This is a genomic window from Roseiterribacter gracilis, assembly GCA_018332375.1.
Taxonomy (GTDB): domain Bacteria; phylum Pseudomonadota; class Alphaproteobacteria; order BOG-932; family Roseiterribacteraceae; genus Roseiterribacter; species Roseiterribacter gracilis.
Genome location: BOPV01000001.1, coordinates 1,864,631 through 1,879,833 on the forward strand (window position 1 = coordinate 1,864,631; position 15,203 = coordinate 1,879,833).

13 protein-coding genes are annotated in these 15,203 nt (G+C 64.3%); all 13 read right to left on the minus strand.

Features of this window, described 5'->3' with window-relative positions; translation table 11 throughout:
• Window positions 1–11 precede the first annotated feature (11 nt).
• Window positions 12–1,562 (minus strand): 2,3-bisphosphoglycerate-independent phosphoglycerate mutase, encoded by a 1,551-nt coding sequence (gene gpmI / locus TMPK1_RS09260; RefSeq protein WP_420242695.1) that lies wholly within the window; start codon window positions 1,560–1,562, stop codon window positions 12–14.
• Between the two features lie 52 nt (window positions 1,563–1,614).
• Complete coding sequence (locus TMPK1_RS09265; protein WP_420242696.1) at window positions 1,615–3,012, minus strand: alpha/beta fold hydrolase; 1,398 nt, start codon at window positions 3,010–3,012, stop codon at window positions 1,615–1,617.
• Window positions 3,009–5,630, minus strand: a complete 2,622-nt coding sequence (mprF, locus tag TMPK1_RS09270) for a bifunctional lysylphosphatidylglycerol flippase/synthetase MprF (protein WP_420242697.1) — start codon at window positions 5,628–5,630, stop codon at window positions 3,009–3,011. Before mprF ends, TMPK1_RS09265 begins: the two co-directional genes overlap by 4 nt.
• A gap of 71 nt (window positions 5,631–5,701) precedes the next feature.
• Complete coding sequence (gene rlmH, locus TMPK1_RS09275; RefSeq protein ID WP_420242698.1) at window positions 5,702–6,160, minus strand: 23S rRNA (pseudouridine(1915)-N(3))-methyltransferase RlmH; 459 nt, start codon at window positions 6,158–6,160, stop codon at window positions 5,702–5,704.
• The gene (gene rsfS, locus TMPK1_RS09280; protein WP_420242699.1) at window positions 6,161–6,544 is read right to left on the minus strand and encodes a ribosome silencing factor; all 384 of its coding nucleotides are present in this window, start codon (window positions 6,542–6,544) and stop codon (window positions 6,161–6,163) included.
• The gene (locus TMPK1_RS09285; protein WP_420242700.1) at window positions 6,534–7,202 is read right to left on the minus strand and encodes a nicotinate-nucleotide adenylyltransferase; all 669 of its coding nucleotides are present in this window, start codon (window positions 7,200–7,202) and stop codon (window positions 6,534–6,536) included. The genes rsfS and TMPK1_RS09285 overlap by 11 nt, the downstream gene beginning before the upstream one ends.
• A 25-nt stretch (window positions 7,203–7,227) precedes the next feature.
• Window positions 7,228–8,499 (minus strand): glutamate-5-semialdehyde dehydrogenase, encoded by a 1,272-nt coding sequence (locus tag TMPK1_RS09290; protein WP_420245641.1) that lies wholly within the window; start codon window positions 8,497–8,499, stop codon window positions 7,228–7,230.
• A gap of 489 nt (window positions 8,500–8,988) precedes the next feature.
• Window positions 8,989–9,546: a F0F1 ATP synthase subunit B family protein gene (locus TMPK1_RS09295; protein ID WP_420242701.1), complete on the minus strand. Its 558-nt coding sequence runs from the start codon at window positions 9,544–9,546 to the stop codon at window positions 8,989–8,991.
• Window positions 9,547–9,549: 3 nt separating this feature from the next.
• A complete protein-coding gene (locus TMPK1_RS09300; RefSeq protein WP_420242702.1) occupies window positions 9,550–10,059 on the minus strand; it encodes a F0F1 ATP synthase subunit B family protein in 510 nt (169 codons plus the stop codon).
• Between the two features lie 18 nt (window positions 10,060–10,077).
• Complete coding sequence (locus tag TMPK1_RS09305; protein WP_420242703.1) at window positions 10,078–10,302, minus strand: F0F1 ATP synthase subunit C; 225 nt, start codon at window positions 10,300–10,302, stop codon at window positions 10,078–10,080.
• A 76-nt stretch (window positions 10,303–10,378) separates the two neighbouring features.
• Entirely contained in the window at window positions 10,379–11,101 is a 723-nt protein-coding gene (locus tag TMPK1_RS09310) for a F0F1 ATP synthase subunit A (RefSeq protein WP_420242704.1), read from the minus strand.
• A gap of 4 nt (window positions 11,102–11,105) precedes the next feature.
• Complete coding sequence (locus TMPK1_RS09315) at window positions 11,106–11,420, minus strand: AtpZ/AtpI family protein (RefSeq protein WP_420242705.1); 315 nt, start codon at window positions 11,418–11,420, stop codon at window positions 11,106–11,108.
• A 236-nt stretch (window positions 11,421–11,656) separates the two neighbouring features.
• Window positions 11,657–15,202: a chromosome segregation protein SMC gene (smc, locus tag TMPK1_RS09320; protein WP_420242706.1), complete on the minus strand. Its 3,546-nt coding sequence runs from the start codon at window positions 15,200–15,202 to the stop codon at window positions 11,657–11,659.
• Window position 15,203 lies beyond the last annotated feature (1 nt).

Sequence of the window (15,203 nt, forward strand, 5' to 3'; positions counted from 1 at the left end):
GCGCGTCGCGATCAGGTTTGCCTGCTGAGCAGGCTGTGGCCTGTCATCTCGGGCGGTTGTGGTTGCTGCATCAACGCCAGCAACGTCGGCGCGATATCGGCAAGACGTCCGTTGTTCATGCCCACCACACCCGCCGGCGCGTCGACCAACACGATCGGCACTTTGTTCAGCGTGTGCGCGGTGTGCGGTCCGCCGGTTTCCGGGTCGAGCATCAGTTCGCAATTGCCGTGATCGGCGGTGACCAGCATCGCACCGCCCTGGCGTTCGACCGACGCGACGATCTTCCCCAAACCGGCATCGACCGCTTCGACTGCTTTGATCGCAGCCGACAGCGAACCGGTATGACCGACCATGTCGGGATTGGCGTAATTCATCACCACCAGATCGTACTGCCCGGTGTCGATTGCGGCTGCAACCTTGTCGGTCAATTCGGCGGCCGACATTTCCGGCTGCAAATCGTACGTCGCGACTTTCGGCGACGGGACCATGATCCGGTCTTCGCCTGCATAGGGTTCTTCGCGGCCGCCGTTGAAGAAGAAGGTCACGTGCGGATATTTCTCGGTCTCGGCTGCACGCAGCTGCCTCAGCCCAGCATCCGCAACCAACTGACCCAGCACATGCGTCAGTGATTGCGGCGGATACATCGTCGCGACCAGCTTGTTCAGCGCTTCGGAATATTCGGCAACGCCAGTCGCACCGACGAACTTGATCGCGCGGTGGCGCGCAAATCCTTCGAACTTGGCGTCAAGCAAAGCGGCCAATGTCTGGCGCACCCGATCGGCGCGGAAATTTGCACACAGGATTCCGTCGCCATCCTGCATGCCTTTGTAGTCGCCGATCACCGTCGCCGGCACGAATTCGTCGGTGACCTTGTCCTTGTAGGCTTGCTCGATCGCAGTGACTGCATCGGGCGCCGTCGTCACGCCTTTTGCGTCGACCATCGCATCATAGGCGGCCTGCACGCGTTCCCAACGCTTGTCGCGATCCATCGCGTAATAGCGCCCGATCACGGTGCCGATGCGCGCATTCTTGAGCTTGGCCAGTTCGGTCGCAAACCAGCGCACTTGTTCGGCGGCGCTTTGCGGCGGCACGTCGCGACCGTCGGTCCAGACATGCACGACCACGGGCACGCCCGCCTCGCTGACCGCTTGTGCAAGACCCAACACGTGCGACTGGTGCGAATGCACGCCGCCGGGTGAAACCAATCCCATCAACTGGCAGGTGCCGCCGCTTTGTTTGAGCTTGGCGAGCAAACCGGTCAGCGCAGGGTTGCGCGCGAAGTCGCCTTCTTTGAGCGCCTTGTCGAGCCGCGGCAGTTCCTGCAGCACGACACGGCCGGCGCCGAGATTGGTGTGACCGACTTCGGAATTGCCGATCTGCCCGTGCGGCAAGCCGACATCTTCTTCGGACGCCTGCAGAAAAGCGCGCGGACCTTTGGCCCACAGACGATCGAAGTTCGGCTTCTTCGCCTGCGCGACGGCGTTATCGGCCGTTTCTTCGCGCCAGCCGAAACCGTCGAGAATGCAAAGCACGACGGGACGCGGCGGTTTCTTATCGGTCATTGGATCCTCGAAAACAAACTGGCACCGAGAACGTCACGCACAGGCGACGGTTTCAGCGCGCGCCGACCTTCTTGGAGGTGGCGATGATCTGGTCCGCAATCTCGCGGTACTTGAACCCAAGATGATGGCCGCCGGGCATTTCGACTCGCTCGTCGATCGGCGCGTCTTTCTGCGTGCAGATCGTCTTGTCCTTGTCGTCGACGCCGTAGAAGCACTGGAAGTAGATGTCATCCAGCTTGGCGATCTCGGGCAGGATCGGTTTGCCGTGTCCGCTTTGCATGCCGAGATAGCCGGTCATGAAAATCTGAAAATCGGCGAACGGCCCCGGCCCCAACATCGTCACCAGCTTGACGTCGTCGCGCACGCGTTCGGGAACGCGGTTCAACATCGCGGGCAGCATCTCGCCGCCCATCGAATAGCCGATGACGACGACGCCCTTCTTTGCCCACACACTGCGGTAGCGATTCAGAATCCGCTGGAAATCGGTCGCAACCGTCTCGGGCTTCTTCTCTTTCCAGAAGTAGCGAAGGATATCGACGCCGACGACGAAATAGCCGTCCTGGGCGAGGAAGCTGCCGATCTGGCGATCAATGTCGCGCCAGCCGCCGTCGCCCGAATAAAACACGACCAGCGGACGATCCTTGCGCACGCCGTCAGCGGGCGGGATTTCGATGGTCGGAATGTCGCCCATCGAATTTTCGCGCGCGTTGTAGGTCTCGGTGATCTTGATCCCGTCGAGAATCGCCTGTTGCGCATCTTCGGTCGCAGGCAGCACCGTCGCGTCAGCATTCTGTTTGCCGAAAGCGTCGCGCGCCGGACCTTCAAAGCCCGCGGCCGGCGTGTAGACCCACGGCGTTTCCTTGTTGGGCCAACCTTTGTAGACGCGCTTGCCGTCCTGCGTGTCGAACGGCAGGCAGATCTGTTTCTTCAATGGCTCGACCGGTGCGAAACGCACGCCAATGCCGGCATTGAAGGTGTTGGGCAATGCCGTGCCGATCGCCGACCAGACGATAAAGGCGCCCGCGCCTTCACCGGTCAGGTAAGCCTGGTGATACTCAGCGAAATCGAGCGTGCGTTCGACGTCGCGCACCATCAGGTCGAAATCGCCGTTGAGGCACATCTGCCCGTCAGGTTGCGCTTCGATCGTCGCGATGTAGCGCGCGCCGTCGACACCCAGCACGGTGCGGCCGGTCGCAACCAGCGCGTTCGCCAGTTTTTCGTCCGCCTCGCTCCAGGTCGCGTTCGACACGAAGACGATCAGGTCTTTGACCTTGCCGGGCGGCGAGAAAACTTTGACCGCACCGAAACGGCCGAACTCGACATCCTTCACCTGCACGGCGGCCATCTGCACGCCGGATTGGGTCTGGGCGTGCGCCGGTGCCGCAGAGCACGGACACGGCGCGCACAGCCCGATCACGACCAGCAAGGAGAAGAATCGGCGAAAGATCACTTGCTCACCACGAAGCGGTAACCACCCGAGATCAACGCCATTGCGTCGGAAACGACTTGCACTGGCGCCAGACCCGAGGGGCAAACCAGATATCTGGGCTGCCAATCGGGCAGAAACTTGTTCTTGAACTGACGCAGCCCGCGGAAATTGTACCAGCTCTCACCGACTTTCGGGACGAGAGCAAATACACGTTGCCACATCGGCGGCGCCATCTCGCGACCCGCGAGATTGGCCAAGGGCGCCATACCAAGATTGAAGCTTTGATAATTTTGCGCCTTGGCCCATTGCAGCAATTCCACGAACAGGAATTCCATCGTGTACGGCGAGCTGTCAGGTTGGTAGCGCATCAGGTCGATCGAGGCGTTGCGCGCCCCGCGCCAGATATTCGCAAACGCAGTCACCCGCCCGTTGACGCGCACGACCGCAATGTCGAACTCGCTCAAATAGTCGCGGTCGAAGAAGCCGACTGAGAAACGCTTCTCGCCCGCCGACTTCGCCGTCAGCCACGCATTCGACACTTCGACCAGCTGGTCCCAGACTTCGCCGACCCGTTCCTTGGGCAACAACTCGAAGGTCAGCCCGTCGCGTTCGCCGCGGCGCACCGCATAGCGCAGCTGCTTGCGCTCGTTGCCTTCGAGCGTGAAGGACGCGAGGTCGACATGCGCTTCTTCGCCGAGCTTGATCGGCGTCAGACCGACATCGAGATAATGCGGCAGGCAGTTGGGCGTGACCTGGTAGAAGGCCGGCCGGCCGCCGGCACGATCGACCATTTCGCGATAGGCCCAAATCAATTCGGCGAAGTCGGCTGGGTCGCCGACCGGATCGCCCAGCGCGATCCAGCTACGGCCGCGCACCGCATACATGATGAAGGCGGTGTCGTTGTCGCTGAACAACAAGGCCTTGTCGCGCAGGAAGACGGTGTTGGCTTCGGCGCGCGCGCCACGTTCCAGAATTGCGCGTGCCCGTTCGATCTCGTCGTTCGTGGGTGCGTGCGGAACGATCCGCGCCGAACGGAACAAGGCTGACAGCGCAAAGGCCGTCGTCACCAAGATCAACACGAAGGCAGCGCGCAAGGCGCGCGGCGCGTCGCTTTCGAACGCGAACTGCCACCAGAGAAGCTGCGTGTGTTCTTCGTGTTCGAACGAGAACACGGTGAGCCACACGGTGCCACCGACGGCGCAGCCGATTGCGATCAACCAACCCGGCGTCAGACGCAGATCAGCGAGGCCCGACTTGCGGTAGAATTCGCGACGGCACGCAGCCAGCGCGCCGAACATCACGACCAGGATCGCCGCTTCTTCGTAGTCGAGACCCTTGATCAGCGACGCAACCGCACCCGCGGCCAGCATCAGCACCGAGACGTGCCACGCTGAATCGAGACGGCGATACAGGCCGCGCGCGAGGATCAGCAGCCCTAGCCCGATCAACGAGCCGAAGATGTGCGTGACTTCGAGCATCGACAGCGGCAGCCAATCGGCCAGCACCACCAAACGTCGTTCGATCGCGGGCGTTGCACCCGACATCAGCAACACGACGCCGGCGACGAAGACCATCACCGCCATCGCGGTCGGCACCATGCGCGACGTAATTCCGCCGACCGCGCGTAGCTGCACCCACGGGCGCGACGAGCGGCGCGCGACTTCGTTGAAGCCCAGCAGCAAGCACGCGCACAGGAACGGCAGCAGATAGTAGATGGCGCGGAAGGCGAGCATGCCGCCCAGCAGCGCGCCGGCCGGCGCATGCTGCGACAGGCCCAGAATGATGATCGACTCCATCACACCGACGCCACCCGGGACGTTGGTGATCAAGGTCGCAAGCAAGGCCGCGCAATAGATGCCGAGGAAGCCGACGAAGGCGACGTCGGGCATCGGCGGCAGCAGCACCCACATGGCTGCGCCGGCAAACAGAATGTCGGCCGACGAAATTACGATCTGCAGCAGGATCATCGACGGCGACGGCACGTCGAAGCGCCAGCGCCAGACATGGACGTGGCCCTTCTGCACCGCCGACAGCGCGATCAGCGCAATCACTGAAGCAACCGTCGCCCAACCAAGGCCGCGCGCGGCATGCGTCGACAGGCGCAACAGCGGCGCCATTTCTTCCGGCGCCAGCGCGAGACCCAAACCGCCGGTCGCGCACAGGCCGAAGAAGAAGGTCGACGAACAGAAGACGACGATCTTCGCGACGTCGATCGTCGGCACGCCCGCCGCGGCATAGATGCGATAGCGGATCGAACCGCCGACGAACAACGCGAAGCCGATCAGGTTTGAAATCGCGTAGGCGGTGAAAGACGCGAACGCAGCGATGCGGAACGGCATCGGCACTTTGGCGTAGCGCAATGCCGACCAGTCATAGCCGGTCAGCGCAACGAACGAGCAAGCCGTGAAGAAGACCGCCAGCCACAGATTGCGCGCCGGGATCGACGACATCTGCGCGTAGACCTGATCGAACCGGAATTCGACGGTGAGATGCTGCAACGCGCCCAGCGCGACCGCAAAGACGCCGATCGTCAGGATCAAGCCGAGGCGCGGGCGCACCAATGCCCAAAGCCGCGCAAACCAGCTTTGGGGCGCCTCGTCATCGACGCGCGGCGGCTGCGTGTTGTCGGCCCGATTCATGACGAGGGTCCTAGAGTCCGCAGATTACCGTTCCGTTGCATTTGCTATTTTCGCAGGTCCCGGCGGGACCCTCACGCACGATGATAAGGATGCCCGGCGAGGATGCTGGCGGCCCGGTAGAGCTGTTCGACCAGCATCACCCGGACCAACCGATGGGGCCAAGTCATGGCTCCCAGCGACAGGCGAAGATCGGCTTTTTCCAGGATTTCCGCCGTATGCCCGTCGGCCCCACCGATCAAAAAGGCCAGATCGGCCGTGCCCTGATCGCGCCAGGCGCCCAGTTTTCTGGCCAGCCCCTCGCTGTCCAGCGCCGTTCCGCCACCGTCGAGCACGATCACCCTGGCTTTGGGCGGAACCGCGGCAAGCAGCGCCTGGCCTTCCTTGGCCTGGGTCTCGGCGGGCGGCAACGCGCCCTTGATCTCGATTTCTTTGAGCGCGACCGGCCAGGTCAGGCGCCGGACATAGTCATCGAACAATTCCGCGATCGGCCCGCCGCGGGTACGGCCGACCGTCGCGATCGTGATGCGCACTTACGAAACTCGGCGCGCTGCGTCGTCGGTGGGGTCGACGCTCCACATTTTTTCGATGGCGTAGAAGCTGCGCACTTCGGGGCGGAAGAGATGCACGATCACGTCGCCGGCATCGACCAGCACCCAATCGGCCGCGGTCAGACCTTCGATATGCGGCGCACCGCCCAGCATCGGCTTGAGCTTTTCGCTGAGATGATCGGCCATGGCGGCGACCTGACGGGTCGAACGGCCAGTCGCAACCACCATCCAATCGGCAATCGAGCTGCGCCCGGCCAACGGAATGACAGTCACGTCTTCAGCTTTGTCGTCATCGAGCGAACGGAGAATCAAATCGCGCACTGAATCCGTCGCTTCTTTGCTGGGGGTTGTCGTCTTACCTGCCATGTTCGTCCAACGTAGGGATGCCCTCTTCGATCCGCAACCAACCGCCCGCTCTACGCAGGGCCGTTGCCGAGAGGGGATTTTGTTTCGAGGCGAAGAAAACCCAGGCGGGTGGTGCGGCATAGGCCAGGCGCCGCGCGCTTGCGGCGTCGATCCGTTGCCGTGCGAAACGTCGCGCAGCCGGGCTGAATAGACTATGAAATCCCCGCGGCGGGCGGTCGAACACTGCCATCGGCACGGTGCGAAAGATCGTGGACCAGCGCTGCCAGCGATGGATCTGCGCCAGATTGTCGGCGCCCATCAGCCATACAAAGCGGGTCTGTGGAAAGCGCGCCTGCAAGGCCGGAATCGTATCGGCGGTGTAGCGCGTACCCAAATCGCGCTCGATGCCGCTGACCACGATGCGCGGATGGCGCGCTTTGCGCTTGGCGTTTTCGTAGCGCTGTTCGAACGTCGCCATGCCGCGCGCAGGCTTCAACGGATTGCCTGGACTGACCATCCACCAGACCTGATCGAGATCGAGCAGTTGCAGCGCCAGCAGCGACAGATGCCGATGGCCTTCATGCGCGGGATTGAACGAGCCGCCCAGCAGTCCGACACGCAACCCGGCCCAACCACGCTCGGCCAGCGGCCGCGGCCGCGTGAAACGTCGCCCATTCATGCGCGAAGCGCTGAAAAAAACAGTTTCAGGGCCGAACCTGCCCGTTGCCGCGTACGAGATATTTGTACGAGGTCAGTTGTTCGGCGCCGACCGGGCCGCGTGCGTGCAGCTTGCCGGTCGAAATGCCGATCTCGGCACCCATCCCGAATTCACCGCCGTCGGCGAATTGCGTCGATGCATTCACCAGCACGATGCCGCTATCGACGCGCGCGAGAAACTCGGCCGCAGCGCTTTCATCTTCGGTAACGATCGCATCGGTGTGATGCGAGCCGTAATGGTTCACGTGCCGGATCGCTTCGTCGATCCCGTCGACGACGCGCACCGACAGGATCGCGTCGAGATATTCAGTCGACCAGTCCTGCTCGCTCGCGGCGCGCACACGCGCATCGGCCGCAACCACGGTCGCGTCGCCACGCACTTCGCACCCGGCGTCGAGCAGATCCTGCAGGATCGGCAGCAAATGCGTATCCGCGACCGCGTGATCGACGAGCAAGGTTTCCATCGCACCGCAGACCGACACCCGGCGCAGCTTGGCGTTCATTGCAATCGCGCGGGCTTTATCGAGATCGGCAGCGGCGTCAACATAGACGTGGTTGATGCCTTCGAGATGCGCGAAGACTGGCACGCGGCTTTCGCGCTGCACGCGCTCGATCAGCGATTTGCCGCCGCGCGGCACGATCACGTCGATCCATTGCGGCGACGACAACATCGCGCCGACCGCCGCACGATCGGTGGTTGGCACAAGCTGAATCGACGCGGCGGGCAAACCCGCTGCAACCAGCCCTTCGACCAAGCACGCGGCGATCACACGGCTGGAATGAAAACTGTCCGAGCCGCCGCGCAGGATCGCGGCATTGCCGGCTTTGATGCACAGCGCGCCGGCGTCGGCGGTGACGTTCGGGCGCGACTCGTAGATGATGCCAATGACGCCCAGCGGCACGCGCACGCGCTGAATGTGCAGACCGTTGGGCCGCGTCCACTCCGCCAGCACCGTGCCGATCGGATCGGGAAGGCCCGCAACCGTCACCAGCCCGCGCGCCATCGCTTCGATCCGCGCGGCGTTCAGCAACAGCCGGTCGCGCAAGGCGGGCGACAGATCGGCCGCCTCGTCCAGATCGCGCGCATTGGCTTCGAGGATGACGTCTTGCTTGGTGCGCAGCGCACGCGCCGCTTCACGCAGCGCACGATTCTTTTGTTCGGACGGCGCCAACGCCAACTGGGCCGCCGCATCGCGCGCCGCACGGCCGAGCCGGTTGATCAGGCTGGTCGCATCGTCGGGTGCATCGGGCGCGAGGATGACGCCAACCGTCTCGCCGGACGTCACTGGCGGCGCGTGACCGGCGATCTCATCGGTGGCGATCGATTCATCCGGCAGATTTGTCGTCGTCGCTTCGCCGGCATGCAGCTCGACCGACGTGACGCCGTCCGTCACCGCGCCTGCGGCTTCTTCGGCGACGAAATCGTCGCGCAGCGGTTCGGCCATCCGCGCGTCTTCGGGCATCGCGACAGGTGCGGCGTCCGGATCGACCGCGGGCACTTCCTCGGGATGCAATTCGACCGACACGCCAATGTCGGACGTGACGTCGACGACGGCTTCTTCGCCGAGGGTTTCCGACGATCCTTCGGCTTGCCCTGCGGGCACAAGCGCCGGGTCGACGCGCATGTCGGTCAGCGCGACGGTTTCGTCGAGCTTGGATTCATGCGTGTGCGATTGCGCGGTCATGGGGAAGACTAAGCATCCGCGCAGGCGCGCGTCATCCCGTCAAAACGGGACGCAGGGCGGCCTTTAGGCGGCCGACTTGCCCAGTTCGTCGATGGTCTTGTCGATGACGCGGCTTGCGGCCGGGCCCTGCAGCGCGTCGGTCGCGAGGTCGCGCGCGGCGGCAACCGCCACGTCAACGGCGCGGCCGCGAACTTCGGCAATCGCCTGCGCTTCGGCCTGGCCGATGCGATCGGTCGCCTGGGTCTCGCGGCGGGCGATCGTCTCGGCGAGGTCTTTCTCGGCCTTGGCGCGCAAACGCTGGGCTTCGTCCTTGGCAGCCGCAACGATCGCAGCGGCATCGCGCACTGCGGCTTCGTATTTGGCCGCCGCGTCTTTCGACATCGCGGCCGCTTCGGCGCGCAGCCGTTCGGCTTCGTCCAGCTCGGCACGGATGCGGGCGATGCGCGCGTCGAGTGCGCCCAGCAGACCCTTCTTCGCCGGCTTGAACGCGATCGCGATCAGAATGACGAAGGCCAGGAGCACGAAGGCTTCGTGTTCGAGATACCAAGGCAGATGCGCCTCGGCCTTGCCTTCGCTTACCGGTGCGGCGTGTGCGGCCGTGATCAGGAACGACAGCAACATCGCTTACGCAGCCTTCCGCGTCGCAGCTTCCCGAGCCGCGGCGTCGGCGACCTTGGTCGCCACCGCGTTCGCGTCGGGACGCTGGCCAACCAGCTTCTCGACCAGATCCGCGGTCACGTCGGTCGCGATCTCTTTCAGATGCGTGACCGCTTCGGCGCGCACGCGCTCGATGCGCGCGACCGCCTCGTTGATGCGCACCGCGATGCGCGCATCTTCTTCTTTCAGCCGTTTGGCTGCGTCTTCCTGCGCCGCCGACAGCGCCTGGGTCGTCGCCGCGACCGACTGGTCGTGCGCCGACTTCAACGCTGCCCGGTACGACTGCATGGCCTGATCGGCCTGCTTGCGCAGTTCTTCAGCTTCGGCGAGGTCGCGGTCGATCTTCTCGGCGCGAGCTTCAACGACGCGCTCGATCTTGGGGAAGCTAAGCCGCCCCACAAGCACGTACATGAGCGCGAATGCGATCACGAGCCAGAAGATCTGGCTCGGAATCGTCGAGAAGTCGAACTGCGGCATCGACCGAGACTTCGCTGATTAAGCGAAGAGGATGATCAGACCGACGACCAGCGCGAACAGCGCGATCGCTTCCGTCACCGCGAAGCCGATATAGATCGACGCGCCGATTTCGTTCTTCGCGGCCGGGTTGCGCGCGATTGCCTGGAAGTAGCTCGCCCAGACGTTACCGACGCCGAGACCGGCACCGATCATGCCGAGCGCCGCGAGACCAGCACCGATATACTTTGCTGCCAACGGATCCATTTTCTTCTCTCTCCAAGCTAAAAACCAAAAACGGAAAGCGGCGCGCCGCTTAGTTCACATCTCGGCGGCTGCCCGCCTAATGCATATTCAGCGCGTCGTTCAAATAGATGCAGGTAAGGATCGCGAAGACGTAGGCCTGGATCACCGCGATCATGAATTCGAGGGCGGTGATAGCCGTCAGGAACGCGACCGGCAAGATTCCGAACAGACCCAGCGGCACCACGAAGCCGCCGACCACGGCCAGCATCAGATGGCCGACCGTCATATTGGCGAACAGACGAACGCCGAGGCTGATCGGGCGCGAAAGATACGAGACCAATTCGATCGGGATCAGGACCGGTGCGGTCGCCAGCGGGGCGCCCTCGGGAAAGAACATCCGGAAGTAATGCGTGCCGTGGCGGATGAAGCCGATCAAGGTCACGACCAGGAAGATCGTCGCCGCCATCGCGAAGGTGACGATGATGTGGCTGGTGAAGGTGAAGGTGTACGGCACCAGACCGATCAGGTTGCCGAACAGCACGAACAGAAAGAGCGAGAAGATCCAGGGCAGGTAGCGCTTGCCTTCGGGACCGACATTGTCGCGGACCATGCCGGCGACGACTTCGTAGAGAATTTCCGGGATCGACTGCAGTCGCGACGGCACCAGCGAGCCGCGGCGCATGCCCACGATCAGCAGCAAGGTCGCAACCGCGACCGCCACCAACATGAACAAGCCCGAGTTCGTGAGCGAGACGTCGTACGCGCCGATCTTCAGCGGCACGATCTTCTCGATCTTGAACTGCTCCAACGGTGACGACACGCGACTACTCCTCTCCCCGCGCTTTTGCCGCCGCGCGCTCGGCATCGAGCTGCTTGGCGGTGCGCACAACGTTCAGAACGCCGGCAGCAAACCCGAACAGGGTGAACACGACCAACAGCCACGGCTTGGTGCCGAGCCAGTGGTCGAGGGCCAACCCCATGCCGATGCCGACGACAATACCGGCGACCAGATCGACAGCGATGCGCACGCCCGCAGCCATGCCGCGCCGGTCCGCTGCAGACGAACCGCCTGCGCGTCCCGCCTGCCGTTCTTTCGCCGCCCGAAGCCGGTCAGCGAATTCGTCCGGCGGACCACTCATCGTATTGTCCGATCACCCAGAAAACGCGGCCGGACCCTAGGGATTACCGGCCGTGTGTCAAGCGTTGCGCCAGTTTTCCGAGGCTTACGGGCGCGGCCATGTCGTCGCGCCCTGCCGCCTGCCCTCACCTTTTCTCGTCATCCCCGCGAAGGCGGGGATCCAGGTCGTACCACAAGCGCACTTTTGCTTGCGGCACCTGGGCCCCGGCCTTCGCCGGGGCGGCTTCGTCGCTGCGCTTACTCAGCCGCTTCGAGGATCTCATCCGTCTGGGTCAGGTCGACCGAGACGAGCTGGCTGATGCCGCGCTCGGCCATGGTGACGCCGAACAGCCGGTCCATCCGCGCCATGGTGAGGCGGTGGTGGGTGATGACCAGGAAGCGCGTGCCCGAGTCGCGGGCGATCTCTTCGACCATGCTGCAGAAGCGGTCGACGTTGGCGTCGTCGAGCGGGGCGTCAACTTCGTCCAGCACGCAGATCGGCGACGGGTTGGTGAGGAACATCGCGAACAGCAGGGCGACCGCGGTCAGGGCCTGCTCGCCACCCGAGAGCAGCGAGAGATTCTGCAGCTTCTTGCCCGGCGGCTGGGCGTAGATCTCCAGACCGGCTTCGAGCGGGTCCTTCTTCTTCGACTTGGCCGCAGCTTCGGCTTCCTGGGCGTCGGCCAGGGCCGAGCCCTCTTCCGCCGTCACTTCGTCCTTCTTCTCGGGCCAGGCGAGTTTCAGCTCGGCCGCACCGCCGCCAAACAGGCGGGTGAAGAGGACTTTGAAGTGTTCGTTGATCTTGTTGAACGACTCTTCCAGTCGCTCGCGCGCTTCTTTGTTCAGCGTTTCGACCGCTTCGCGCAGCCGCGCGATGGCGGCGATGACATCCTCTTTCTCCGAGGTCATCGCTTCCATCTTGCCTTCGAGCTCCTGCATCTCCTGTTCGGCGAGCAGGTTCACGGGGCCCATATTTTCGCGCTCATTGAGCAGACGCTCGAGCTTGCTGTCGGCTTTGTGGGTTTCCGGCAGCGGATCGTCATCGGCGATCTCGGCCAGGCCCTGCAGGCCTTCGACGTCGATGCGCAGCTTTTCCGTGACGCGTTCTTTGACGCGTTCGATTTCTTCCAGCGCAGCAGCGGCGCCGGCTTCGGCGCGGGCGCGATCTTCGCGCGCATCTGACAGCGACGATTCCGCCTGGCGCAGCTGGCGATCGGCCGAGGCAACCTGCGCCTCGGCAATTGCCAACGCGTCGGCGGTGGTGCGGCGCGCCGCTTCGGCCTGGCTGAGTTCGCTGAGCAGCGCCTGACGGCGTGCATCCAGCGTCGCCGGCTTGTCTTCCAACTCCGCGCGCGTCGCGGCGATTTGCGCCGCACGTTCGTTGAGTTCCGACAGGCGCTGGGTGGCGCGCGTCACACGCTGCGTCCAGGTCGTGTATTCGCTTTCGATCTGCGCGCGACGGCTGCGACGGGCACCCGCTTCGCGTTCGAGGCGCTGCATCGTCTGCTGCGCTTCGTTCAATGCACGGCGCGACTCCTGCACCGCGTTGCGCGCTGCTTCGAGGCGCTGCTGCATCTGCGACGCGTCGGGCAGTTGGGCGACGCGTTCGGCCAGATCTTCGCGTAGGGCAGCAACTTCGGCGAGGTCGGCTTCCAGGCCGGCGACCGCTTCGGTCAGCGCGGCACGGCGCGACATGGTCTGGGCGTGCGCCTGGACCAAACGCGAATGCTGCGCGCGGGCGCGATCGTAGGCCTGGCTGGCGTCGCTCACGGCTTGACGGGCGGTGCGTTCGGCCTGGACCGCATCGCTATGCGCCTGTTCGGCCGCAACGCGCGCCGCGCGTGCTGCTTCGCGCGCATCGGCCAGCGCCGGACGATCACTTTCGAGTGCGGTGAGGCGATTCTTCTGCTGCAGACGAATGGCGGCTGCGGTCGGAGCGCCGGCGCGATGGGTCAGACCATCCCACCGCCAAGCTGCACCGTCGCGCGCAACCAGCACCTGACCCGGTGCGAGATTGGCGGCGAGACGCGCGCCGGTTTCGCTGTCGGCGACGACGCCGACATGGGCCAGCGCACGCGCGAGCGCAGCCGGCGCATTGATGTGCGTCGCAAGCGGCTCGACACCATGCGGGAAGGACGGCGCACCGTTCGCTTCGACATTGCGCCAATATACCGGCGCCGCGTCGTCGAGCGATGCTTCCAGCGCGTCGCCCAATGCTGCGGCCAGCGCGGTTTCAAAACCGGGCGCAACCGTCAGCTGTTCGAGCACGCTGCCATGCGCTTCCGATGCACCGGCGCGCAGCATCTGCGTCAGCGTGTTGATCTCAACGTCCAGCGCGCGCAACGCGGCGTCGGCTTCGTTTTCCAGGCTGCGCGATTCCTGCAGGCCGGCATCGGTGCGCGTACGCGCCTCTTCCGCCTGGCCCTGCGCGTCGCGCAATTCGCCGACGCGGGCTTCGGTCTGTTCGGCTTCGTCCTGCGCCGATGCGATTGCCTGCTCGGCTTCGCTGTCGTCACCCAGCGCCGACAATTCGCGCTTTTGGTTTTCGAGACGCGCGGTCACCGACTGCGCACGGTTGTCAGCTTCGCGCGACTGACGCTCCAGGGCCTGGCGCTCGGCCGTCGCTGCAGCAATCGCCGAGGTCGCGGCCGATGCGTCTTGCTCGGCAGCGTCAGCAACGCGGCGCGATTCAACGAACGCGGCTTCGGCTGCTGCCTTCTCGGCCTCTTCGCCGCTCTGTTCGGCGGCGAGACGCGAATCTTCATCGGTCAGGCGTGCTTCGGCCTGCTGCGCTTCTTCACGCTGCGCGGTTTCGTGCTGACGGTCGCCTTCGACCAACACGGCCTGGCGTTCGGCTTCGTGCACGGCAGCAGCAAGCTGACGGGCTTCGTTTTCCAGCGTTTCGCGCGCGATCTGCAGACGCTGCACGGCGGCAGCGGCATCCATGTCGGTTTCGCGCAGCGGCGGCACCGAAGCCGCGAGATCGGTCGCTTCCGCGGTCGCACGCGCAACCGCGGCCATGCGCTCGCGCACCACGTTTTCCGCTTCGTCGAAGAAGCTGCGCGCTTCGGCCGACTTCGCGGTTGCCGACTTCCAGCGCAGGAACAGCACGACTGCTTCGGCCTGGCGGATCGCGTCCGACAGGTTGCGATAGCGCGATGCCTGGCGCGCCTGCTTTTTCAGCTGCGCGATCTGGTCGTCCATCGTGCCGAGCACGCGGTCGAGTTCGTCGAGATTGTTCTCGGCGCCCTTCAACTTCAATTCGGCTTCGTGGCGACGCGCGCGAATGCCCGCGATGCCGGCAGCATCTTCGAGAACGAAGCGGCGATCCTGCGGCTTGGCGCTGATGATCGCCGCGACTTTGCCTTGGCTGACCAGCGACGGCGAATTCGCACCGGTCGACGCGTCGGCAAACAGGATCTGCACGTCTTTGGCGCGCACCGACTTGCCGTTGACCTTGAAGTCCGATCCCGAGCCGCGCTCGATCCGGCGCACGACTTCCAATTCGTCCTGCAGGTTCGCGACGTTGGAAACTGCGCGTTCCTTGTTGTCGATCAACAACGCCACTTCGGCGATCTCGCGGCGCGGGCGCGTCGCGGTACCGCCGAAGATGACGTCGTCCATTTCACCGCCGCGCATGCGCTTGGCCGAGGTCTCGCCCATCACCCAGCGCAACGCCTCGACCAGATTCGACTTGCCGCAACCGTTCGGCCCGATGACGCCGGTCATGCCGGGTTCAATCGGAAGATCGGTGCTGTCGACGAAGCTTTTGAAGCCGGTCAGGCGAAGACGGGTGAACTGCATG